Origin of the sequence: Rhodopirellula sp. P2, assembly GCF_028768465.1 — a bacterium.
Classification (GTDB): domain Bacteria; phylum Planctomycetota; class Planctomycetia; order Pirellulales; family Pirellulaceae; genus Rhodopirellula.
This window is the reverse complement of sequence record NZ_CP118225.1, coordinates 1,009,423-1,034,027: the sequence shown is the minus strand read 5'-3', so window position 1 is coordinate 1,034,027 and position 24,605 is coordinate 1,009,423. Positions and strand designations below refer to the sequence as shown.

Sequence of the window (24,605 nt, the reverse complement as noted above, 5' to 3'; positions counted from 1 at the left end):
CCGACGCGTGAGCGAGGGACCCCATCGAATTCCTCGCTCACGCGCCGGGTCACTCAATCAACAGGCCGATGCGGGTTGCGTTCTGTCGTCAGGGGATCCAGACAAACTGACGATCGTTCACCAGACTCCAAACGATGTCTTCATAAACCTCCCGCCACTCTGGCCGGAGTTTTGGATCCGGGGCGGGACCACGAATGACCCGACGTTGCCATTCCTTTTGAATTTCATTCGCTTCGGGAACCAAGTGATTCGTCCAGGTGGAGACTGGCAACGGGCTGTCCACAGGCGGAGGCTGCACTTGATCAGCTGGCATTTCGCGTTCCTTGAATCGAGACGCTAACACCGGCAAGAGATCCGACTTTTCTTGTGAACTCGGATAGCGAGCGAAGAATCGAAGGAACAACGAATCCAATAACGCTTCGGGCGATTTCGCGTCCATTGCCAACCGCGCCAATTCACTCTGATGGGCCGCTCGTGTCAGAGTCATCGACAACGTGCCGTTGGCGAGGATACCAGGTTGCAGCAAATTGGGATCGGACTCACGATCGGCAATCGGTTGCTGTCTCGTACCGGTCCATCCAAACGCTTCCAGAACATCGGCGATCGGCTGAGCACGTGGCAACGCGAGACTGGGTCGGTCGCGTTCGTTATTCAGTCCGGCAAACATCCAGGCACGACGAGGAAATCCAAGTGTCAATCTGGTCGTCATGGGCTCCGCCCCGTCATGTGTGAATGTCAACTCTCCGGTATCGATTTCACTGCCGGTTGCGGTGAACAATGAGTCAACGACCTGTTCCGCCGTCAATCGTCTTGGATCGGGAGCGTTGAAGAATCGTTGCTCCGCCGAGGCCAATTGGTTCTGACCAATGGCTTCCCGCTGATAGGTCTGGGAGGTCATGATCAACTGCAAGACATGCCGCACATCATAGTGGTTGGCAACCAACTCATCGGCCAACCAAGCCAGCAGTTCCGGATGGCTGGGCGTTTTGCCTTCCCAATCATTGACAGGCTGGACGATGCCAGCCCCCATCAGGCGATTCCAAAGATGGTTGACGACCACTTGAGGAAAACGGTGATTCTGCGGGGAAGTCACCAACGCCGCCAAACGTTCGCGTGAGTCTTTTGGGTCGCGAACGAGGGCGTCGATATGTGGACCATCTTCCACCCCGGTGAACGAGGCGAAGGGCCATTTCGGTTGAACCTGTTGACCTGGTTTCAAAGTCACCTGAATCAATGACTCACGGCCAATGCCTTCAAAGAATGCATCGGGAACACGGCTCGTTTTCGGCGGTGTGAGCTGTTTGCGATTCAACATCGCGGCCAGTGAATACAAGTCTTCCTGCGAGGTGCTGTGATACGGTGAGTCATGACAGCGAGCGCATTGCAGTTCAATGCCGAGGAATGCCGACGCCACAACGTGACCTTTCGCGGCCATCGGTGAATCGTTCTCACCCGCCAATCCAAAGCCCGCACTTCCTCCCTCGCGTGAGCTTCCTCGCATCAGGATCAACTCCGTCACCATTTGATCCAGCGGTTTGCCATCTCGCAGTGACTCATACAAGAACCAACGAAACGGTCCGGTTGAGTTGAGTGACTGATTCAGCAGGGTGGGGTTCTCAGCCAACAAATCCAGCCACAAACTCACCCAATTGTCGGCGTAACGCTCGTCGTGCAAGAGTTGATCAATCAAGTCCGCTCGCTTCTCAGGATCATCGCAGTCCAGAAATTCGCGAGCCTCCGCTTCGGTCGGTACGGTTCCGACCGTGTCGAGATAGACACGTCGCAGGAACGCTGCGTCGTCACCGACGGGAGCATCCGCGATCGCTTCGGAAGGGATCGGAGGATGAGGCCAAACGGCTCCGCCTTCGATCCAGTTCTCCAACGTCGCAATCTCCTCGTCAGACAAACCCGTTTCGGTTGGTGGCATGTCACCGGAGTGAATTCGCACCATCATCTCACTGGCGTCCGGATCACCCGGAACCACCGCAGCCATTTCCGAATCACCCATCGAGAGTGCATGCTCGCGAGAATTCAAACGCAAACCGCCCTGTGCCTTCTCACCATGACAACGAAAACACTGCTCAGAAAGGATCGGCAGAACATGACGATGAAAGTGCTCCGTTGTGTCCTCATCGATCTCGGCCGCTTGGTCGAGTGCGCGAGCGATTTTGTCAGCGATGAATTGATCGACGGGGTGCCCATCGGAACTCTCACCGGGAGACAGTTTTTCTTGGACAGCCTTCTTAGCGATTTGGTGCCGTTGTTCCCAAAACGCATTTTGTGACTTGGCAGCTTCGCGACGCGTGGCATCTTCGAAAGCGACCAGCGCAGCTTCGAACCGACGAAGTTCCGGTTCAACCGCCGCGTCGGTTAACTCCAAAGGTGATGAAGCATCTGGCTTGAGCACATACAGCGGTCCTTCACCGGATGGCTGCATCGCCACGCAAACCTCACCCGATTCCGTTCGATCGCCATTGCCACCAACCAGCAGTTCCAGGACGACTCGCACACGTTTTGTGTCGCTGGAAGAATCCGCTTTGACTTCAAATTCCGTGAACGCTTCCTGTTGCGGGAACGGCAGCAGTCGAGCGTGGGGGACCAGCGGATCCGGGACCGGCACGATCGGTTCCAAATTCCCACCGCGACTGCGAACGGTTTTGGTGCGAGCGACCAATGCGCCATCGATCCACAATCGACCGAGTGAACGGTCACGCATCAGAATTCGGTGTTTGCCCGCGGGAAGTTCAACGTCTCCTGCGATGCGAAGCAACATCGGTGCGTTCCAACTCGAACGAATCCCCCAGTCATCGTATCGGACCGGAATTCGCGAAAGTAAGAACGAATCGCCCCACCAGCGAGTCGTCTCTGTTGGCCACGATTCACTCTCGTGCAACCAACGATTTCCCGCCGGCATGTGTTCACTGATCTGGAACAAGACCTGGCCTTCCGGGATCTCTCCGAGATCGGGCATCGCTTCGGGGGCCAGCCTCACCACACGTTCTTTTCCCACGCGGTTGAAGCGGGCGGCCAATGTTTTGTCATCCAAAACGGTGCGGTGGATCGCGACCGCGTCCAACATGCCCGAGAAGCGTTCGCCGATACGCACTTCGTCATCATCCACCACGGGCGTTTCGTGGGTCGGTCCGCCCATGTCCCAGGTGCCATCGGTCGGCTGCCCATTGACCCAACCGCGGATCGTTTCTGGTTTTCCAAATTCATAGGTGACGGCGATGTGGTGCCATCCCGTGGAAACCGGGAAACCGGCTTTGGAGGTCCAGCGATGCCAGTGCTGACCATTGCCCGTGAGCTTGGTCGCAAACAGAAAGTTGACACGCGCCTCCCCCTCCTTGCCCATGATTCGAAACGCCCAGTTCTGATTATCGCGGGCAAATTTCGGCGAACCTGTGCGGCCTTTTCCCATGACGTATTGCGGCTGGCCGTCGCGAATGTCGCTCGGGTTGACCCAGGCTTCCAGCGTGATTGCGTCACCGTTCTGGAAATCGAAATCGCTTTTGGGCCCGGGATCGGAAACCGACAGATACGCTCCGGCATCGAGTTTGACAGCCGTGTTGTTGGCTGCCATCTCAGGGAATTCAGGCGGACGAGGGCCAGCCTGATCACGCATGATGTTCCCGTGCAGGGTCAACGGAGCTGTCGCTTCGGTTCCGAAATCCCAGCGTGTGACCGCACGCGTTCCAAGGTCCGTCTGGGCCTGCGATGGGCTCGCCACGATCAAAGCGAACACGACAAAAAATATTGGCGTGGCAAATTTCATGTGGATGCAATCTCCGTGTAGGCCCGGCCTTCGTTTTGATCAATCCGTTCGGGGCGTCCCTTGTGCATGTAAACCAGCTTCTTGTGGTCCACGCCCATCAGGTGCAGGATGGTGGAATGAATGTCATGAACATGCAGGCGATCTTCGACTGCATGCAGTCCCAAGGAGTCCGTCGTTCCGTAGGCTTGCCCACCGTTGACTCCACCACCGGCCATCCACATCGTGAATCCAGTTGGATTGTGATCACGACCGTCACCTTTTTCGCTCATGGGAGTCCGACCAAATTCGCCTCCCCAAACGACCAGCGTTTGGTCCAACAAACCGCGTTGCTTGAGATCTCGCAGCAATCCTGCGACGGGCAAATCCATGCCACCACACATCCTGGTGTGGTTCCCTTCCATGTCCGAGTGAGCATCCCATTTGCTGCCCGCTCCGTGATAGCACTGCACGAATCGAACACCTCGTTCAACGAGTCGACGTGCCATCAACAGATTGCGTCCATAGGCTTCTGTTTTTTTATCATCCATGCCGTACATTTTTTGTGTCTCGGCAGTCTCTTGTGACAAGTCCACGGCCTCCGGAGCATGCGCCTGCATTTTGAATGCGAGTTCGAAACTGCGGATACGGGCGTCGAGATCCGTGTTGTCCTGCCGCGATTCGGCGTGCCGTCGATTCAGTTGCGAAAGGAAATCGAGTTCCTTTCGCTGCTGAGCCGGCATGACATGCTGTGGTGGAACCAGATTTGAGAAGGCAGGCCCTTCTCGCTGCATCGTGGTTCCTTGATAGACCGCCGGCATGAATCCAGCACCCCAGTTTCGGGCACCATTGATCACACGACCTTTGCCTTCTTGCATCACAACAAAGGCAGGCAGGTTTTCGTTTTCCGTGCCAAGACCGTAGGTCACCCAGCTGCCCAGCGATGGTCGACCGGCGAACTGAGTCCCCGTGTTCATCTGACAGATGCCGCCGGAGTGGTTGATCCCATTGGTCCAACACGAGCGAATCACAGCAAGTTCGTCGGCCATCTTCGCGGTGTGAGGCAGCCAATCGGAGATCCACAGCCCACCTTCCCCGTGCTGTTTCCACTTGCGCTGCGTCGGCATGATCGGAGAGTCGAATTCGCCCATCGCGGTGATCACGCGGCCAAAGCTTTCTGGAATCGGCTTCCCGGCCAACTTGTCGAGATCCGGTTTGGGATCAAAGGTGTCCAGATGGCTGGGGCCACCATCCATGAACAGGAAGATCACGCTCTTCGCCTTGCCGGGGTGATGCGTCAACTTGGAAGCCAGCGGTGATTCCACCGTCGGCGTTGCCGCCTTTGCCTCGTCAGCTTGTAACAAACCAGCCAAAGCCAAGGCCCCGAAACCCCCTCCGCCCTGCAAGAGCATTTCTCGACGAGAGACAAGATCGCGGCTCTCTGGATCAATCGACATAAATCACCTCATTGGAGCAAAGGAGTGCGTGCATCAGTGCAATGCGGGCTTGCATCGCAGGAGAAGCCGAGGCCATTTCTCGATCGGTCACCAAGGCATGGTGCTGTTGCCCTGATTGATCCTGACCCAATTTTTCGACGTCTGTGAACTCGATATCAAACAACAGCTGCGACGAATTCCGCTGTTCGCCGAACAAGTCGTCTTGGCTGAGTACTCGCTGATGCAAACGAACATTTTGAATCAACCCATCCCAAAGGTGATGGGTTGAACGACCACCAATCTCAATCGCTCGATTGGCTTGCACCTTCCAACGAGCTTTGTGAGCGACATGGGCTACTTCGGGTTTGGCATCTGGTTTCGACAGGTCCTTCAGATAGAACGTGATGCCTTCTTTCGAAGGGTCGTCCAGATCAATTGACACTGCGATGTAGTACGGTCGATTCAATTCCAGCCGCAGATTGGACGCGATCACTTCGTATTCTGGTTTGCTGTCCTGGTCAGTGCGTGAACCGACCAATTGCAAAATCAAATTGCGAGGTTGATACCCACTCTTGGTGGAGGTCACCCCGAGCGACCAACCGCGTTGGGAGTTGTTGCCTGACCAGCCCGTGATGATCGTTCGAACCGAAGCGTCCGGGTACAGCGAGTCCAACATCACGGTGGCCTCGATGGTCAAGTCACCCGTGGTGTCCGGATCGAGCAACTCTTCAATCGGCGACACCTGAATGGACACCGGTTTCTTCGGATTGAGCTGGATCGCGGACTCACCGCTCGGCATCGACGCAAGCAAACTCGGTGGTTCAGAGATCTTCACATTGGCTTCGTAAGACTCCACAAACGCGGAGGCCAATGCCAATTCTTCCGGACTCGGTTTTCGGAAGTAGAGACGCTGATAGACTTCCTCCACCAGCGAATCGAGACTCATCGAACCTGCATTCTTCAGAAGGTTCTTGGAACGATCGTGCATCCACGGGTTGTTCATCATCAGCAAGGATTGGGGCGACGTGGTCGTTCGATGTCGCTTGCCTCGACTCTCAACCCGGTCCGGAAAATCAAACACGGCCAACAGTGGGTCCAAGGCGTTGCGTTTGACATTCTTGTAGATCGCTCGTTTCCCCGGCCCCATTTCACCGCTCGCCGTCATCAGACAATCGTGAATTTCCTCCCCGAAGAGTCGCCGTGGATTTTGCCGCCAAAGAAGGACGTTCTGTGGGTCAAGCGTCGCCAGTTGATCGTCCATCGGCCGCTCGGAGGATTGACGGTAGGTCGCTGACGTCAGGATCAATCGATGCAGTTTTTTCAAGCTCCAACCGTCATCCATGAAGCGACGGGCCAACCAATCGAGCAGTTCCGGGTGCGAGGGAGGCGTTCCGAGATGTCCAAAGTCACTGGTGTTTTCTACCAGGCCGCGGCCGAAGTGTTGTTGCCAAACGCGATTGACCATCACGCGGGCCGTCACAGGATTGTCTTCGCAAGCGATCCAGTTGGCCAAGGCAGTTCGTCGCCCGGTTGATTGCAGTGCTTCATGAGGAGGTTGAATCTGTGGCGGTTCGTCTTCCAGAACGATTGGGAAGGCAGGCTCAATGGGACTGTCATCATTCAAATCAGGAATGAATGTTGGGGGTGCCTCCGGCCCGACATCGCTGGCGACGAACTTCATGGTCGGAAGCGGTTCCGGCTTCAAGTGATCGAATTCGGCCAGCTCTTTCAGTCGCTTTTGACGTTCAACTTCCTGCTCCCCATCCAACCATTCGGGCAGCTTTTCAGGGTTCAAAACCAATTGACGCATCATCAACGACACAATCTGGTACTCGTAAGGAGTGATTTCGTGACGTCGACTGGCCGCGAGAGCTTGGAGTTCCTTCGTGAACATCTTGAACCCCTGCCCTCCCGCTTTTTGGAGCAGCACGAGCCTTTCGATTTCGTACAGGCGTTGGCGAATGTCCGCGGTCGCTTCTTCCCAAACCTTTTGTTGTTCAAAGTGTTTGGCGCGAGTTTCAACATCACCAATTGGCTGATCTTCGCGAGGAAGCAGTGGTGTAAAGAACGATCGAAGAGCGTAGTAGTCTCGCTGCAACAATGGATCAAACTTGTGATCGTGGCAGCGGGCGCATTTAAGACCTTGTGCAAGGAACACATCGGCGGTCGTTTCGGTGACGTCATTGAGGATTTGCGCCCATTGCCCCTCGACATCCCGTTGGTTGTATTCGTAAATCCAGTGTCGCAAGAACATCGTGCCGATCAGGGCATCTTTGTTCCCCGGATCAACTTCATCCCCCGCAAGTTGCTCCATCACAAACCGATCATACGACTTGTCTTCGTTGAACGAACGAATCACATAGTCGCGATAATGGTGGGCCTCTGGACGAGAGTGATCCGCGTTGTATCCGTCCGAATCGGCGTACCGAACAAGATCCAACCAGTACCTCGCCTGATTCTCTCCGTAGGCAGAACCTTCCAACAATTGATCGACAAGCGTGTCGTACCAACCTTCCTCACTCTGTATCAACCAGGCTGTTTCATCATCAGGAGGCAATCCTGTGAGTGAAAAGTGAACACGCCGGGCAAGCTTTTGGGGTTCGGCTTCCGAAGCAGGTTGGACGTTGTCTTGAGATAAACGTCGAAAGACAAAGTGATCGATTTCGTTGCGGCACCAACCCTTGTCGTCCACTTCGGGAACGGACGGATCCCCCACGGGTTGAAAGCACCACCAGTCGCGATCGTGCTCGTCGATCTTTGAGATTTTCTTCAGCTGCAGACCGTTCGGCCAGTCAGCCCCAGCGGCCACCCAGGCGGCAATGCCCTCCACCATCGAATCTTCAAGCGGACCGCTGGGAGGCATTTCGAACGATTCGTAACGCAGTGCCTCGAGCAGCAAGCTTTCCTCAGGATTCCCGGGAACGATTGCCGGCCCGGTGTCGCCTCCGCGCAGCAGACCTTCCAGGGTGGTCAGGTTCAGGCCACCCTCTTGTTTGTTGTCATCATGACATTTGATGCAATTGGACAGCAGCATCGGCCGAACGTGTTGTTCGAACTGATCCCGTGTTGCGATCGACGGTTCCCCGGCAGCGACTGGAAGTTCCCACGCCAGGAACATCACTGCGACAAGAACGGCTGACCATTCCAATCCAGCGAGCAGACGCATCAAGTTGCTGGTCGATCGAAGATGACGTTGTCCGGAAAATTGCATTTTCATTCTTCCTCTGGCAGGCCAGCGATGAAGACAGGGTCGACAAAGTGACTGTCGTCGAGCGCGTCCTGAATAAAGAGTCCTTCGATTGTCTCACCGCTTGCATATCCCAAGTCAGAGAGATCAATCCCAACGGCCAGACCACGAAACTTATTGCTTTGTTGTCGCGGTGTCATCTTAAGCGAATTGAGTTCCGCAAGTGACTTCGCAGGTTCCGCAAAAAAGTGGACATGGAAATCTGTCAACACTTTTGCTTCAGGCGATTCCATCGTCAGGTCATACTTTCGAATCGTGTAGGACTTCAGTCCTTCGCGAAACTTCAGCGGGCTGATGTGAAATGCATCGCCATCAAGCGGGTTGCCGAACGTTTGCAAATCGAACACCAGCACATCCGCTCCGGGACCATTCACGACCGGTTGGTCAAAACGAATTGCCATCCCGGGCGTTCCGGAATCACCTTCGAGAACGGGATCGGTTGTCAGTGGATCGACACTCCCATCGGGATTGATCACTCCCGTGACGAGGCTTTCGTCCAACAACGCTTCCACTCGGGACGATGGGTACGTCGGCTCACCACACAAAAACGGTCGAGGCTCGGTCGCTTGGAACCAAGTCAGTCGCGCAGGAATCAATGAGTCCACCGGAAACCGATTGACTTTGCCGCCACGTTGGACGGTCACGCTGGTCAAGTGTTCGGCTCCTCCGTCCACAGCGAAGGTTGTCTCATACGAAACGACGCGGTCAGGCAATTGGCTGCGGTAGGAAGTCGCCCGGAAGGGGACCTGCTCGGTCGCAACAAGACCTGCGGACACGTATTTTTTGGCTTCTCCGCCCGCCAATCGTTCCAACAATTCAATGGCATTGGGAGAGCCTGAATCGGAAGCGTCGACCACTCGCTCAACGTCGTAGATATCAGCAGCGCCTTCGATCACTTGCACTTCCGTCTCACTCATTTCGTCGACGTTCACCGAAAATCGAGTCCCTCGATCCACCACACGGGTGACTGGCGTGTTGACGTGAAAACCCTCTGCCCCTTCGGGCACATGAACCGAACAGCGACCAACACTCAGATCCAAGCTCTCATCGGACGAAACATGAAAGACCGCTGGTCCTTCTAAAATTGCCGAGGCACCGGTCGGAAACAAAACTTCAATCAAACCGCTCATCAGGACGTATTCTCGATACGGTGGGAGCACGGCATTGACCGGCGGTGACAGCTCACCAAAGAACTTCGCATGCGAACTGCTGGCGAGCCGAGCGTGACGCACGCCCACCGTTGTGACAGGGGGATACTTCCCTTGAACAGTCACGGGAGCTTGACCCTTTGGCTGGAAGACAAACAACGAGCCAACAACAAGGATCAACGCAGCCACCACCACAGCAAAGTGGGAGGCAACCGGACGACTCCTTGGTGACGTTTTGCCGGCTGGTTCCACGTCGGTTTGACGAGCTCCCACCTGCGACATCACCTGAGCGACAAACTCATCCTGGCTTTCCGGCAATTGAGCCAGCGTCTCTCGGACAAACGCATCCCGTTGCGGCGGCGAGTCCGCCACCACCAGGCCAAGCAATCGATGTGTTTGCAACAAGTCGGCAGCACGCTGCACAAACCGTTCGTCACTGGCGAGCAATTCATGCAGCTCTTTCAGCCCACGTTCGTCCAACTCACCTTCGAGGTAGTCGGTCCACAAATCAGCAAAACGTTCCTGGTCGTTCACGACGAACCTCCTTCGCTCGCGAGCCTTGCATCCATGCACTCTTGCAACTTTCCCCGGATCTTCCAGAGTTGTTTCTTGACCGCAGGCACGGACCGTCCGCTGCGATCGGCCATTTCCTGAAGCGGGATTTCTTCGTCGTAACGCCACTTTAAAAAGCGACCAAGGTGTTCACCCAACGATTCCACGCACCGCTCCAAGTGTTCGATTTTTGTCGACCAGATCTCGGGGGACTGTTGGCAACGGCGATCCAGTTCTCGCTGCAGCAACTCCGGGCCGTAGCGAGCATGATAATCCGCGATTCGTCGCAATCGCGTCTTCTCTGTCATCAGCTGGTAGCGTGCAATGGTGAACAACCATGCCCCGAAATCAGTCCCCAACTCGAACTCTTCCAAGCGCGAAAACGCGGCCACAAAGCTGCGTTGGGCGATTTCATCCACGTCGATCCCCAGCGGCACGTGCGCCGCGAGCCAAGCCCGCAACGGCTGCTCATAGCGGCGCAGAACGACCTCGAATTCAGCTGTCTCGCCACGTAAAATACGTCGCAAAGCATCTGTCACTCGCCGATCGTCGGGGAAAGAGTTCATGGTCATCTCATGAAGAACATGGCAGCAGATTGGACCAGGTTACCTGCAATCACCATGTTTTCATAAAAATGCCCGCTCTCGCTGAGTTTTCTGTGCTCCCACACCACAGAATTCACTCGGCAACGTTTTGGCGGTCTCGATGCAACAACAACCTCTCCTGAAACACAGTTTGGGGAGAGCGACGCCGTTCAGGCGGACGCGAGCAGAGACATCGATGCACATTGCCGCTCCCCCGGAAAGCTCGCTGAACGCTCGCTTTCCGACCCCTCCCAACTTCGTCGGGCGGGGTTCTCAACGTGTTACTGGCACGGCACTTCAAAACTGCACGACGGGCCTACTTGCTTACCAAGTTGTCTCAGTTGCCGAGCTGATCTGCCAAGGCATTGGCTTGGTAGATCGAACGCAGGGCTTCCGGAATGGCCACGCCCGACACACTCACCGCTCGACTCTGTACATCGGTGTAAAGATAGTCACTGGTCAGACTTTGAATGTTGCCATCGAAAATCAGTCCCACCAACGCCCCGTCGCGATCCACCACGGGTGAGCCACTGTTGCCACCAATGATGTCGGCGGTGCAGACAAAGTTGAGCTGGGTGTCCAAATCAATGTTGTCTTTGGCAGTCATCCAGGATTTGGGAAGGTCAAAGTCTTCTTGTCCTTCGTGCTCCTTCGCATGCGTGAAAGCACCTGCAAAGTTCGTCGTGGGATGGACCGTCTCACCTCGTTCTTCGTACCCGGACACAACCCCGAACGCCAAACGCAATGTGAAGGTCGCATCGGGATACCCACCCGTTCCTTCGATCGCCGTCGTCGCTTGGGTGATCTCCGCATAAGCTTGCTTTTCGCGTTCGCCGAGTTGTTCGCTGATCTCATTGATCCGGCGATACTCGGGTGCGATCACTCGGGCCAACCGGATCATCGGATCCTCCGAAGCCAGGACCGCATCCAACCCACCGTCAAGCAATGCTTTTCGCGTCTCCACGTCTTTGATCTTCGTCTCGCTCACCAGTTCGCTGGCGATCTGTTTGGGCGAACGACCGGCCAAGACTTCTCGCACAACCGCATCGTTCATGCCGCGGCTTTCCAGCAGCAAGGCAATCTCATCGGCCAATTTCACCATTTCCAAATCATCGTAGATCGGTGCTGGCGAAAGGATCTGAGCCATCAATGATTCTCGCCCCGAATCGGTGTAACCCGGCAGTCGTTCTTCGTTGGGTTTGCGGTCTTCTTCAGACAGAATCAGAATGCGAAGAGCGAGTTGAAAAAGCTCACTGCGAAGCGAAACCGAGCGGTCAAGCAACTCAGCCTTCTCCGATTGCACTTCCGCGATTTCTTTCCAAGCGTCGGCCAGCCCGGAGTGTTCCGGCGAGTTTGCCAGTTCCGTCAGCAGCCGATCCTGGCGGCCTCGTTTGGACACAAACGTTTGCGGGTCTTGCAGTCCCGCCAACATGCCTGAGTAAGCCTTGCGAGCGTTTTGGATCCCGAACAACTCATCGCGTCCGCGACGGGCGGCTTCTTTGCTTTCCAATCGGTACTGCTGAAGCAGCACCTCTTTGCGACGCAGTAAGTCCAACACGTGTGGCAAGCGTTCGTCACGCAGGTACTCGAGAGCCTCGACGGTGAAGATCCGCTGCGTTCGCCCGGGGTGCCCACTGACGAAAACGAGGTCGCCGGCTTGGGCAGGTTGTTCATTCCACTGCAGGAAGTGTTCGAGCTTGGCTGGTTCCCCATCCTCGTAGACTCGCATCAGCGTCGCGTCGAGGTTGTAACGCGGGTACTCGAAGTTATCTGCATCCCCACCGAAGAATGCCGCCGCGGTTTCAGGAGCCCACACCAATCGAACGTCCGTGTACTTCTTGTAGCGATAAAGGTGGTACTTCGCTCCGCCGAACAGTGTCACCACATCACTTCGCAAACCGGTTTCATCGAGCGATTCTTTTTCGATCGTCGCGATCACAGCCCGCCGTTGTTTGGCAGCTTCTTCGGCGTCTGCCGCCTCGGTGATCTGCTGGTTGACTCGCTCGGTCACGTCCTCGATCGAGATCAGTTGATTGAGTTCCAAATCAGGTGCCTTGAGTTCCTCGGCAAAACTCTTTGCAAGGAACCCATCGTCGATCAGGTTTCGCTCTTTGGAACTGAGCTTCGCCAGCGTGTCACTGGCGACGTGATGGTTGGTCAGCACCAAACCATTGGAGGACACGAACGATCCAGAACCGCCTGAGTTGAATCGCACCGACGACAGCTGCAGGTGTTTCAGCCATTCATCAGAGGGTTCGAACTGATGCCGGTCTCGCAGCAATTCGCGAGGAACATCGTTGAACAAATACATGCCTTCATCAGCATGTGAATCGCTGGACATTCCAGCTAACGCGAAAACCATGCAACTTCCCGACAAGAACCAACGGCGCACGTGTGCAAACATGATGGAGAAACCAAAAACACAAGGGGATAGAATCCTGAGTCTCTAGTTCAGCCGTTGGGACGGTCGCATGCAACCGGTCGATGCCGATCGAGTGCTGCGTCAGAACTCAGTTTCCGGGTAGCGGAACTCGTCAAGAGTTTCGATTTGCACCCTGAATTGCCGAAAGTCTTGATGAGTTCCGCTACGGCCAAAACCATCATTCGTCGCTTTGACGCAGCATCACGCCGCGTCGGTCAGATCGCTGTGACAGAGGCTGCGATAGAATGAATTGCTAGCAAGCAATTGATGATGCGTTCCGACATCGGCGACTTGGCCCATGTCCAGCACCGCAACCCGGTCAGCCATCGCAAGCGTGCTGGCCCGGTGAGTGATCATGATTCCCGTCCGGTTTTCCAGGAACGTTTCCAGGGCGCGGTGAATGAGTTGTTCACTCTCGATATCAATTTGGCTGGTCGCTTCGTCCAAAATCAAAATGTCCGGATCCCGCAGGAAGGCTCGAGCCAGTGCGATCCGCTGCATTTGGCCACCGGACAGTCGCACGCCGCCAGATCCGAGCGAGGTTTGATAGCCGTCGGGTGTTTTCCGGCGAATGAAGTCATCGGCAAAGGCCAGTTTGGCGGCCCGAACCACATCGTGAGCGTCCGCGCTGGGACTGCCATAGCGAATGTTGTTTTCGATCGTGTCGTCAAACAACACCGTTCGTTGATTGACCAACGCAATGCGTCGTCGCAGATCGCGGGTGGCCAAGCGGTTGATCGCAACATCGTCGAAACAGACTTCGCCTTCGTGCGGATCATCAAAACGACAAAGCAAATTGATCAACGTGCTTTTCCCGCAACCGTTGGGTCCAATCAACGCGATCGTTTCGCCATGTGGGATCGTCAGGTTGATGCCACGCAAGACCATCGGTCCCGAGGGGTATTGGAAGTGCACGCCTTTGAATTGGATCGTGTTGTGCGGTCGATCCAAGTGAACCGGGCTGGTGGGCTCGGTGACACGAATGGGTTCGTCGATGATCTCATAAACGCGATTCGAGGCGGCGATGCCACGCTGCAGCGAGGTCCAAACATCCGACAATTTACGGGCTGGATCCGAAGCACCGATCAGCATGGCAAAGAACAACAGCACCTGACCGACATCCAGCGGTTGAACGCTCATGCGAATGCCCAGCAAGTGGGTTTGTTGGTTGATGACCAAGTACCCGCCGGCCAAAATCGCCAGTCCGACCATCGTCAAACCTAGCAATTCGCTGCTGCTGCGAGCGAGTGTGTTGTACAACGCCACCTTCATCGAGCGGCGAAAGTAGGCCTGCACCCGAGTACGAAAGCGGGCTCGTTCGTAGGCTTGTGTGTTGAATGATTTGACGACGTGAATGCCACCAAAGGCATCGTTGAGCATCCCATAAAGGCTGCTCATCTCTTCCATCGCTCGGCGGCTGGCGCGGCGAATCGCGCGGCTGAGATGTTGCATCACAAACGCCATCAACGGCGAAACAATCATCACCAACAACAACAAACGCCAACAAACCGTGGCGGCTCCGAACAAACAAACCGCCATCTTCAGCGGTTCCCGGATCAGCCGTCCCAGCAAGGTGCTGACCCCCACGGCAATGTGAGCGACGTCGTTGGTCAAACGACTGGTCAGGTTGGCTGAGCCGTTTTGTCCAAAGTGATCGAGGTCCAGGTGCAAGGATTTGCGGAAGTACTTTTCTCGCAGTTCCATCACCGTGCCTTCAGCGACGTACTGAACGAGCATCAGGTTGATCGTCAACGCGACCAATTTGATGGCCGTTCCGCCAACCAACATCGCGACGATGAAAACCAGTGTCGGGAACGCTCCTCGAGGAGCAGCTTGGTCAACCCAAGGCTGAATCCACAACAACCAATCCGCTGTTTTTGCAGACGCCGTCTGTGACAACTCAGCCGAAGAAATTTCGAATGTGGTGGTGTTGATTTGTTGTTGCAACGAAGCCTTGGCGTCGGCACCGGTTGCCGTTTTTTCCTGTTGCTGCAGCTCGGCCAGCTCGGTCTCCAACTGTGCAATTTGCACGCGTTGTTCTTCCGCTCTGACTCGCGAATTGGCCAGTCGTTCCTCGACGTACGAGGGTAAATCGTCGCCTTTGAAAACGACTTCCACCATCGGGTACAGCGTGCCGATATTCGCGCCCCACAAAGCTGCAATCACCAACGACGACAACAAAATCCCCAACAAGGACATGCGACGTCGCAGCGACAACTGCAGAACTCGGCGAAAACTCTTCATGGAAGTAAATCAAGCGAGCGGGGAATGGGTTCGGCTGTGCACATGACTACCAAGGCCACATGGCAACGGAGGGCACTGGCGACCACCCGCACTGCCAATGAAGAGCATCAGCAACGATGAGCACGTGGCCACCAAAAATCGCTTGTACCAAGTCGCTCGTTTTTCTCGCCAGGGTGATTCGCATCTTGTGACCGAGAGTTCGACTTTGGTAGCGGAATCGTTTGAATCCACGTGTTTTCGCAAAGGGGGATGCTGACCTCTCGCATTCCGAACGCACGCGGAACGCCCTGTTCCCGCCCATCGGTTCCTCCCCTCGATCGCCATCCATGTTGAACACCCCGATTCGCCGAGTTTTCGGCAGGAATCTTCCTGCCACGAATCCATCCACGTTGGGCCGACACGTGGTGCCCGGGCCGTGCGGACGGACAGCGCTGCTGTTTCTCGGATTGGTTGTGATCACGGCGTCTTCGGCGTGGGCCCAGTTGCCCCCGCCGGTTCAATTGCCACTTCAAAGCGGTGAAATCATCGTGTCTTCCAGCACTTACGTCGATGGAGTCCCCTCCAGCGGCCCCGGAATCCCCTCCGCCGGGATGGAGGACTACTGGTCGGGATCGCTCGAAATGGGTGCACCGGCACAGGTTCCTCATGTGATCATTCAGGCCCCCGGTCAGCAAAATGTCCCTCGGCATCACGGTTCGGCTGGGAATCACCACCCGCACGCGGCTGCCGGACATTCTGTAGGGGGGAGTCCTCACCAGCAAAACGCGGGACCGCTGCACCCGCATTGGCAGCATGCTCATCAAAAAGCCGCCGCGGCCGTCGCTCCATTGACCCATCCCCCCGGCGTTGAAAATGACCCGGGCGCGAAAGGTCCTGGCCGCTTGGGTCTGGGCGAACACTGGGTCAAAAACCCGCAGGCTCGCCCGGCGATCCCCGCTGCGACGGTTCAGCCACGCTGGAAAACACCCTATTCGTATGGTTATTTCGGTGCAGAAGGCAAACGGCACTGGTCCCGACAACACGGATACAACGATCGATCTTTGCAGTGGTCGCTGCGATAACGCGCTGCAAAATCAACGACCGAGATCTACAATGAGTGGCTCGACGATGGCTGGTCCTGATCCAGGACCCTTCGCATCGTGTCGACGTCCACCAAAAATACCCACTCGATCGACCACCATGACATCTGATCCATCGCCGTCGCGCCCGCCCGCTTCCTCCGCTGGCGGTCCTCCTCCAGGAGTTGGCCGACCCGGACACGCTCCCCTGCCCGAGCCCAGCGTGATTCCAGAAGAAGGTTGGCACTGCGGTCACTACTTCTATCGTTTTCGCCGCGAAATGTTTGACGGTGCGATCGCACCCAATCATCGCGAGCAGTTCCTGGCGGCGCTCCACCCCACCGGCGATGCGGTCCCGGAACGTTTGGCGACGTACTGGATCAGCGGTCACGATTGTGATTTCGGCGTCATGGTGATGGATCCCGATCCAGCCAAAGTGGATGGCATTCATCAATCGATCATGGCACCGGGCATTGGCCGCTTGATTGAGCCGGCTTGGTCATTCGTCTCGGTCAGCGAAGTGAGCGAATACGTTCCTTCGATCGAAGAGTATCGTCGACGATTGATCAAAGAAGGCAACGCACCGGACTCACCGGAGTTGGCCGCGAAAGTGGCTGCGTACGAGCGACGTTTGCCGATGATGAACCGCAATCGTCTGCAGCCTGAGATCCCAGATTGGCCATCAGCTTGTTTCTATCCGATGAACAAGAGCCGAGTCCCGGGTGCCAACTGGTTCATGGAACCGTTCAGTGTTCGCAACCAAATGATGGCCGAACACGCCCAAAGCGGAATGGCTTTCGCGGGCAAGGTCAGCCAATTGATCTCAGTCGGCGTGGGACTGGATGACTGGGAATGGATGGTGACCTTGTGGGGTCGCAACCCTCAGTATCTCAAAGACATCGTCTACAAGATGCGATTCGACCAAGCGAGCGCCAAGTACGCCGAGTTCGGTCCGTTCTACGTCGGCTACAAAGCCGATGCGAACGCGATTCTGAATCACTGCCGTTTGGTCTGATCCAGAGTACCTGGCAGCGTTGTCGACCAACAATTCTTAACGGAAGTGCGAGAGCACTTCTGTGGTTGGGATCACGTTGATTTCACAGGACCAATGTTTTGGTCCAGATACGAGCGTGTGTGATCGAGCACGGATTCGTAGCTGAGCGGTTCGACGTCTTCGCCAATCAACTCCACTTCGATCGGTCCTGAGTATCCCAGTTCCAAGACTCGGTGAACCAATGACTGAATCGGCACGCAGCCTTCGCCCAGCAAGCAACGATTCATCTCGCCGAGTGGACTGTGGCGACCGTCGCCCAATTGCATCAAATGCATGAACGGAACGACGTGAGGCAACATGTCCAGCACCCGGTCATCCATCCCAACGTGGTAGGTGTCCAGCACGATTCCCAGATTGGAACTGTCGACGATATCGAGAATCTCGAGGGTCGATTCCAAGTCGTTGACGAACGACCATTCCACACCGCAACCGGCGTGGATGGGTTCCAGTGAAAGCTTCACGCCAAATTCCTCGGCGATGATGGCCAGGTGAGACAACGCGTCACAGAGCGTTCGCCGGGCGTGTTTGCGAATGTGGTTGTTTCGACCACCCGCCAAAACGATCAACGTTTCGGCTCGCAGTTCCGCTGCGTCGCGGACCGCACCCATCGCGTCGCGAACCGCATCATCGAATCCGCGGCCGTCGCTGCCGGTGAACCCACCGACCCAACTGAGCGAGGTGACTTGCAAATTGGTTTCGGCCAATAGCTCCACCGCTCGATCGATTCCCAGGTCATCGAGCTTCGGTCGAAACAAGCCAATGCCTTCGAAACCTCGGTCGGAATACGCTTGAGCATCTTGCTCGAATTCCCATCGAAGAGTCGACAATTGGTTGATCGCCAAGGTGTTCATAGACGGTGGGAAAAGAGGAGGATCGAACTCGCCCGGCTTGAGTTCCCAAGCGGGCGTGGGCATCGGAGTATGCCGACGCGTGGTCGCAGTGTAAAGATTCGTTTTGGTCTCTGCAGGCTTCCCCCAACAATTGAGTGGCTCGCTATGGTATTGCTTGCAAATGAACGGATTTGCTTGCAAATGGACTTTCCGTTCGAGCGTTTGTTTTGATTTCGCGTGTCCGCTTCCCCACCTCCTTGCCACTTCGATTGGTTTCCTCATGGTTGCTTTTTGTCGTTACGTTGATTCTTCCGGTGCCACACGTTTGGCGATTCGAAAGGAACCCGAAACCCAATTGGCTCCTCGCCCCAAAGTTTGCCCCGTTGGCGATTTGCTGGGTGCGGAAATCGAACAAAAATGGCTGCAAGGAAACACACTCTTTTCGCTTGCCCAAGCGGACTTCGATCAGCTGCCCACCCCCGATGAATCTCAATGGATCGACGCCCCGGAGCAAATGCTGCCGCCAGTCCCCTGCCCAGAAAAGATTCTGTGCATCGGTTTGAACTACCTCGATCACGCGATTGAAACGGGAGCTGAGAAGCCATCGTTGCCGGTCGTGTTCAGCAAATTCAATTCCGCGCTGGTTGGGCATGGCCAAGACATTATGCTGCCCAAGATCAGTGACAAAGTCGACTACGAAGCCGAATTGGTGGTGGTCATCGGCAAAACCGCCCGCCACGTGGATGCCAGCGAGGCGATGGACGTGGTCTTCGGGTACGCGGTCGGCCACGACGTGTCTTCGCGAGATTGGCAAAAGGGCCGTCCCGGCGGCCAATGGCTGGTGGGCAAATCCTTCGACACGTTCGCCCCTCTGGGCCCTGCCGTGGTCACCGCCAATGAAATCTCGGACCCAGGGAATCTCCCGATTCGCTTGCATCTCAACGGCGAAACTCTGCAAGAAAGCAAAACGGATCAGCTGATCTTCGACATCCCGGCGCTGATCGCTCACCTGTCGAAGTTCATGACTTTGAAACCCGGCGACCTGATCTTCACAGGCACCCCTTCGGGAGTCGGTGACGCCCGAACACCACCTCGCTACTTGGCACCGGGGGATCGCTGCGTCGTGGAAATCGATGGCATCGGCCGCTTGGAAAACACCTGCCAAGCCGAAGCTTGACGTCGAAGGGACGCGGGAATTTTCATCACCCTCCCTCTGGGAGATCGATGAGAAATGCTCGGTAACATGAGACTTATCAGTTGAACCACTTTTCTCGTTCCCAGGCTCTGCCTGGGAACGCAATGCACTGCCGGCTCCGCCTGCTGAGACAGAATCGGGAGGCGGAGCCTCCAAGACAGTGTGTTCCCAGTCAGAGCCTGGGAACAAGGAATCTTGAAGCCGAACCACTTCGTCAATCCGGATCAAACCGCCTCGCCGCCGCTGCAGCCGAACGGCGGACCTTGCCAAGCATGTCACTGCCGGAGGTGCGTCGCAAAGCCTCCTTCATTCGGTCTACGGCGGCTCAGCACTCTCGACTGAGTCGCTGATGAAATCGACGTTTCCCGGGAGGGGTCGTGCATGAATGCAGCACCGTGCCGGCCCACCCCGGTAAGAACCACCCAAAAGGACTGCAAAAACACCCGAAAACCCTTCTACTGGCGGGTTCGAAGCATTTTTCTCTCCCAATGCGGTTGCAACAACCGTCAGAACAAGCATAATTATTGCAACTGATTCGCAATATCAGCATCGACGACGCAGCAAGCGACGAGCTTCTCGCTCTCTAGCCAGCCACGCTCGATCCGTCCCGCTTTGGGGACGTTTCCCGTTCTGTGACTTCTTGGCTGGAGAAAACCATGCCCCTTTCTGCGCGCTTCTGCGCCCTTGCTTTCGTTCCGACTTCCGTCGTTGCCGCCAAATTCTCGCCGGCAACCTCCAACCGATCGAACCCACTTCGTCGCGACCGACGAGCCTTCACGTTGGTCGAACTGTTGGTGGTGATCGCCATCATCGGTGTGCTGGTCGGATTGTTGTTGCCCGCCGTCCAATCCGCCCGTGCCGCCGCTCGCCGAATGAGCTGCAGCAACAACCTCAAGCAGATTGGGCTGGCTCTTCACAACTACCACGGCACCTTCCAAAAGTTCCCCGAAGGTTCACGGCTGAGCAATTTCTTGGGCCCTTTGACGGCTGCCCTGCCGTTTTTGGAAGAGGCCAACACCTACCAACAGTTTGATTTCAGTCGCTCCTACTCTGATCCCATCAACCAAGAAGTCGCAGCACAAACGATCGCAACCTATCTGTGCCCGTCGATGGTTCTGCCTCGAAGTGTTCCAGACGCCGATCTGAACGAGACCGGTGGACCATCGAGCTACCTCGCGTGCGAAGGCACCGCCGCTTACATGCCCAAAGCCGATGGGATGTTTGGTTTGAACTGGACCGCCTACGGATACGACAATCCTGCCACCGGTTTTCGAGACTTGATTGATGGCAGCAGCAACACCATCGCCTATGGCGAAACGACCTATGACATGGCGGACTACCTGTGGACCAGTCCCGCCAGTGTTGCAGGAACGGTGAAATGGGGAACCGCTCGTTGGGTGCTTGGCTACCCGAAGGTTTCACTGGGCACCAGCCAGAAGGAACTCAACGTTCACAACGCGGCGAACAATGGCGGATTCCAAAGCATGCACGAAGGCGGTGTGTACTTTCTGTTTGGTGATGGCAGTGTTCGCTTCACGTCCGAGTCTCTTGATCGCGAATTGCTGAACGCGTTGGCCACCCGCAACGGTCATGAAGTGGTCGAGGAAGCTCCGTGATCATGCGACGTGCAGATGTTTCCATGTCAGTTCGAACAATCACAAATCGGCTGAAACCACTTTGGGCGTTCAGCGTTGCATGGATCGTGATTCTGTCCGCTGGTTGTTCTCAGGCACCTGAATCAGAACACGTGGCCATCTCAGGCGAAGTCACACTCGGTGGCAAACCGCTGCCCAGTGCGATGATCCGGTTCACGCCCGTCAAAACCGAACCGGGGCTTCACGACAGCGTTACCATGATTTCAGAGGGACGCTTCGCTTTTGATTCGACCAACGGTCCCTCGCCGGGTGAATATCACGTGATTGTCACTCCCTTGGAACCTGAAATGAATGAAGCGGTGGCTGCCATGCAGAACGGTGATCGAGATCCACTGAACTCTCGAACCATTCCGGCTCGCTATCGAAGCACCGGTCAACTGAAAGCAACGATTGACGCAGCCAACGTCCAACCGTTGACGTTCGAATTGACCAAGCGTTGAGAACGTGGACAACGATGCATGCCGATATCGGCCGCGTCATCCCAGCCAACTGTCCAGTCGCCCCACCGAGCGACTCTTTCCCAAACAAATCAAATCCCTCCGTAACAATCAATCATCATGAAAATTTCTAAAAGACGACAACTGCTCGCATTGGCCTTGGTTCTTGGCGGGACCTCGTCAGCCTCGGCTCACTTCCCTTGGCTCGCCTCTGATTCCAAGGGGCACGCGGTCATGTGGTTTGGTGAATCGACTGACGATCGCACTTATCCCATGCCCGAAGCGGTCCAGCAAATTCAGTTGCACAGCACCAACGCATCGGCTGCTGGCAAAACGATTGAGATGAAACCAGTCGAGACCGACGACTTGGTCGGCATCCAAAGTCCGCAACCGATTCCGACAGGCGACGAGATCGCCGGTTCGGTCACCTACGGTCTGTACCACGGGATGAAGCTGACCTACCACGTCGAGCACCTGCCACAGGAAGACGCGAAGGCTTGGCCCACCGATCCTCGCCCCGGGGCTGCTTTGCAAACCGTGATCACAGCGGCAAAAAATGGCGACATCGAAGTTCAGTTGCTGCGTGATGGCCAACCCTTGCCCGCGACAGAAGTCAAGCTGTTCTGCGAAGACGGCCACGAAGCCGGAACCGAAACAACCAACAGCAACGGCCGCGTGTCGTTCTCATCCGAGATCATCGAGCCCGGACTCAACTCGGTCATGGCGGGCATCACGGACAAGGACGCCAAGGGGGAATTGGCCGGCGAGGAATACTCCAGCACCGCCGACTACCTGACCGCCTCCTTCCGCATTTCATCGGACACGGCTCAGCCCAAAAAGCAACCGGAGTCGCCCCAGGTGATCGCCGGCAGCAACGTGTCGATCGAACCCTCGGGCCTCGCTGATCTGCCCGAGGAGCTGACCAGTTTCGGGGCCGCGTTCTTGAATGGAACCCTTTACGCCTACGGCGGGCACACCGGCAGCGCTCATTCGTATTCGACCGAAGAACAATCCAATCGCCTGTGGGCTCTGGACACAACTGACCCGAAAGCGAAATGGGAAACGATTGCGACTGGTCCTCGCCTGCAAGGTTTGGCTTTGGTCGCTCATGGTGACCGACTGGTTCGAATCGGCGGCTTCACCGCCGTCAACGACATTGGCGAAGAACACGACCTGCGATCGCAATCCGCGGTGGCCAGCTTTGATCCCAAGACGAAATCCTGGGCCGATCTTCCCGCTCTGCCCGAAGGTCGATCCTCGTTGGACGCGGCGGTTCTCGGGGACACCGTTTACGTCTTCGGCGGTTGGAGCCTGAATGGCGAGAGCGAAGACAGCACCTGGCATCCAACGGCTTGGTCGCTGGATCTGGCCCACCCCGATTCGGGATGGCAACCCGTCGCAACGCCACCCTTCCAACGACGAGCGATCAGCGTCGCTGCTCACGACGGCAAACTGTTCGTCGTCGGTGGCATGCGATCCGAAGGCGGCCCGACCACCCGGGTCGATGTCTACGACCCGTCGGCCAAAACTTGGTCGCTGGCACCATCGCTGCCCGGATCCGGAATGGCCGGTTTTGGTTCTTCCGCTTTCGCGGCCGGCGGTCGTCTGTACGTCACCACCCTGGATGGTTTTGTCCACCGCTTGGCTGCCGAGGGACAAGCCTGGGAAACGGTCGCCCAAGTCGAACCGGCCCGGTTCTTTCACCGGATGTTGCCGATCGCGGAGGACCGGTTGGTGATGCTGGGTGGAGCCAACATGGAGGAAGGCAAATTCTCCTCCATCGACGCCATCCAAATCGGCGATACGAAGTGACCTGAGCGGCTAACTTCGGCTCATTCACGCTGCCCTTCCAGCCCTCCATCGAGCGAGGTCGTGCCGTTTTGAAGTGCTGTGTTGCCAAGCGTTGATCATCTCCCTCCCCCTGGGAGGGTCGAGCGAAGCGAGGGGAGGGTCGAGCATCGGCACCAGCGCGTAACCCTCCCCGGCCCGAAGCGGGCCGACCCTCCCAGAGGGAGGGTGAAATAAAACAGCCCGACCTCAGAGCTCGGGAGGGCTTTTTCTGCGCCGCCATCACCCGTCGGTTCCACCGGAAGATGCCCCCAAAATCTGTCGCCCCAGCCTTCCGACGCAGCCCGCGAGCGACTACTTGGACGTCGATTCGGCGACCCATCGAGCGTATCCCAGCGACGCTTTCTCAACTGGCAACGCGATGATCTGAGGCTCGTCGTAGGGATGGTTCTGGGCCAACCAAGCGATCACTTGATCGGTTCGTTGGTGGGTGGTTTTGATGACCACGCGGAACTCTTTTTCTGAACACGACCGACCCTCCCAAACGTAGTGGCTGATGATCGGGGAATCGATCTGCACACAGGCTGCCAAACGCTCCTGCAGCAGCCCCTTGGCGATCGCCTCAGCCTGCTCCACTGACTGGACCGTCGACCACAAAACGGTCAGACGAGGGTCATCCAGAGCCTTTGAAACGAACTTTTTTGGATCGTTTTCAGATTCTTTTTTGGTGCTCATGAACCCTCGTTTTCACCCCTAAAACGCCTGTGGATAACCTGTCATTTCACTGTCTGAAGTCTGTCTAAAAATGTCTGACTTCTGACCATCTTCGGCAAGCCGCTGTCCAGGTGTGTTCGAAGTCGGTCCAACTTCAGACAGTTTTAAGACATTCAAAAGACAGGTTATCCACAGCCGTCAAAGTGTCGTTTTCAACGTGTTTTGCCGTCTCAAATGAGTTTCAAACAACGCTTTCAGACATTCCCTGTCCACGCATTACGACGACGACGGTAAATCTATTAGTACTATTTGATAGCAAACCTCCTGGGAAGAATCGCCCCAGCTCACATCCGGTTTCAGGCCGTGTCCGTCTCGAGCTCACCAGCGGAGCTTTCAGGGGATGCCAATCCGAAGCGATCGCGTTACAACTTGGACCGCCCTGAGCAACGTGTTTGCCGCGAAGCATGCGGGGCTCGGCCGGCAGTTGTCG

Annotated in this window: 15 protein-coding genes; 6 read left to right on the top strand and 9 right to left on the bottom strand. The window is 56.3% G+C overall.

All coding sequences use genetic code 11. From position 1 onward, the window contains the following. Window positions 1-88: 88 nt before the first annotated feature. The 7 genes from PSR62_RS03585 to PSR62_RS03555 form a co-directional block, all read right to left on the bottom strand. Window positions 89-3,775, bottom strand: a complete 3,687-nt coding sequence (locus PSR62_RS03585) for a DUF1553 domain-containing protein (RefSeq protein WP_274406458.1) — start codon at window positions 3,773-3,775, stop codon at window positions 89-91. After that, window positions 3,772-5,208, bottom strand: a complete 1,437-nt coding sequence (locus tag PSR62_RS03580; RefSeq protein ID WP_274406457.1) for a DUF1501 domain-containing protein — start codon at window positions 5,206-5,208, stop codon at window positions 3,772-3,774. Before PSR62_RS03580 ends, PSR62_RS03585 begins: the two co-directional genes overlap by 4 nt. Then, window positions 5,198-8,398, bottom strand: coding sequence for a DUF1553 domain-containing protein (locus tag PSR62_RS03575; RefSeq protein ID WP_274406456.1), 3,201 nt, complete (start codon window positions 8,396-8,398; stop codon window positions 5,198-5,200). Before PSR62_RS03575 ends, PSR62_RS03580 begins: the two co-directional genes overlap by 11 nt. A 2-nt stretch (window positions 8,399-8,400) precedes the next feature. After that, window positions 8,401-10,116 carry a FecR domain-containing protein gene (locus PSR62_RS03570; protein WP_274406455.1) on the bottom strand — a complete coding sequence of 572 codons (1,716 nt, stop codon included), beginning with the start codon at window positions 10,114-10,116 and terminating at the stop codon, window positions 8,401-8,403. Further along, on the bottom strand, window positions 10,113-10,700 hold the full coding sequence (locus tag PSR62_RS03565) for a sigma-70 family RNA polymerase sigma factor (RefSeq protein WP_274406454.1): 588 nt from the start codon (window positions 10,698-10,700) through the stop codon (window positions 10,113-10,115). The genes PSR62_RS03570 and PSR62_RS03565 overlap by 4 nt, the downstream gene beginning before the upstream one ends. Before the next feature lie 355 nt (window positions 10,701-11,055). Beyond that, on the bottom strand, window positions 11,056-13,110 hold the full coding sequence (locus PSR62_RS03560) for a S46 family peptidase (protein WP_274408325.1): 2,055 nt from the start codon (window positions 13,108-13,110) through the stop codon (window positions 11,056-11,058). A gap of 231 nt (window positions 13,111-13,341) precedes the next feature. Further along, complete coding sequence (locus tag PSR62_RS03555; RefSeq protein WP_274406453.1) at window positions 13,342-15,384, bottom strand: ABC transporter ATP-binding protein; 2,043 nt, start codon at window positions 15,382-15,384, stop codon at window positions 13,342-13,344. Between the two features lie 326 nt (window positions 15,385-15,710). Here PSR62_RS03555 and PSR62_RS03550 point away from each other — a divergent pair, with 326 nt between their 5' ends. Together PSR62_RS03550 and hemQ are read left to right on the top strand one after the other, a co-directional pair. After that, a complete protein-coding gene (locus PSR62_RS03550; RefSeq protein ID WP_274406452.1) occupies window positions 15,711-16,445 on the top strand; it encodes a hypothetical protein in 735 nt (244 codons plus the stop codon). Window positions 16,446-16,563: 118 nt separating this feature from the next. Continuing rightward, entirely contained in the window at window positions 16,564-17,457 is an 894-nt protein-coding gene (gene hemQ, locus PSR62_RS03545) for a hydrogen peroxide-dependent heme synthase (RefSeq protein ID WP_274406451.1), read from the top strand. Between the two features lie 71 nt (window positions 17,458-17,528). On the opposite strand, the gene PSR62_RS03540 is transcribed toward hemQ, so the two are convergent. Continuing rightward, entirely contained in the window at window positions 17,529-18,347 is an 819-nt protein-coding gene (locus PSR62_RS03540; protein WP_047816454.1) for a sugar phosphate isomerase/epimerase family protein, read from the bottom strand. A 259-nt stretch (window positions 18,348-18,606) separates the two neighbouring features. Here PSR62_RS03540 and PSR62_RS03535 point away from each other — a divergent pair, with 259 nt between their 5' ends. The 4 genes from PSR62_RS03535 (at window position 18,607) to PSR62_RS03520 (ending at window position 23,425) form a co-directional block, all read left to right on the top strand. Further along, on the top strand, window positions 18,607-19,503 hold the full coding sequence (locus PSR62_RS03535; protein ID WP_274406449.1) for a fumarylacetoacetate hydrolase family protein: 897 nt from the start codon (window positions 18,607-18,609) through the stop codon (window positions 19,501-19,503). A 674-nt stretch (window positions 19,504-20,177) separates the two neighbouring features. Then, window positions 20,178-21,137 carry a DUF1559 family PulG-like putative transporter gene (locus PSR62_RS03530; protein ID WP_443217354.1) on the top strand — a complete coding sequence of 320 codons (960 nt, stop codon included), beginning with the start codon at window positions 20,178-20,180 and terminating at the stop codon, window positions 21,135-21,137. Window positions 21,138-21,160: 23 nt separating this feature from the next. Next, window positions 21,161-21,616, top strand: coding sequence for a hypothetical protein (locus PSR62_RS03525; protein WP_274406447.1), 456 nt, complete (start codon window positions 21,161-21,163; stop codon window positions 21,614-21,616). A gap of 117 nt (window positions 21,617-21,733) precedes the next feature. Beyond that, a complete protein-coding gene (locus PSR62_RS03520) occupies window positions 21,734-23,425 on the top strand; it encodes a kelch repeat-containing protein (RefSeq protein ID WP_274406446.1) in 1,692 nt (563 codons plus the stop codon). Between the two features lie 330 nt (window positions 23,426-23,755). Here PSR62_RS03520 and cutA read toward each other — a convergent pair whose 3' ends face one another. Next, window positions 23,756-24,136, bottom strand: coding sequence for a divalent-cation tolerance protein CutA (cutA, locus tag PSR62_RS03515; RefSeq protein WP_274406445.1), 381 nt, complete (start codon window positions 24,134-24,136; stop codon window positions 23,756-23,758). Between the last annotated feature and the right edge of the window lie 469 nt (window positions 24,137-24,605).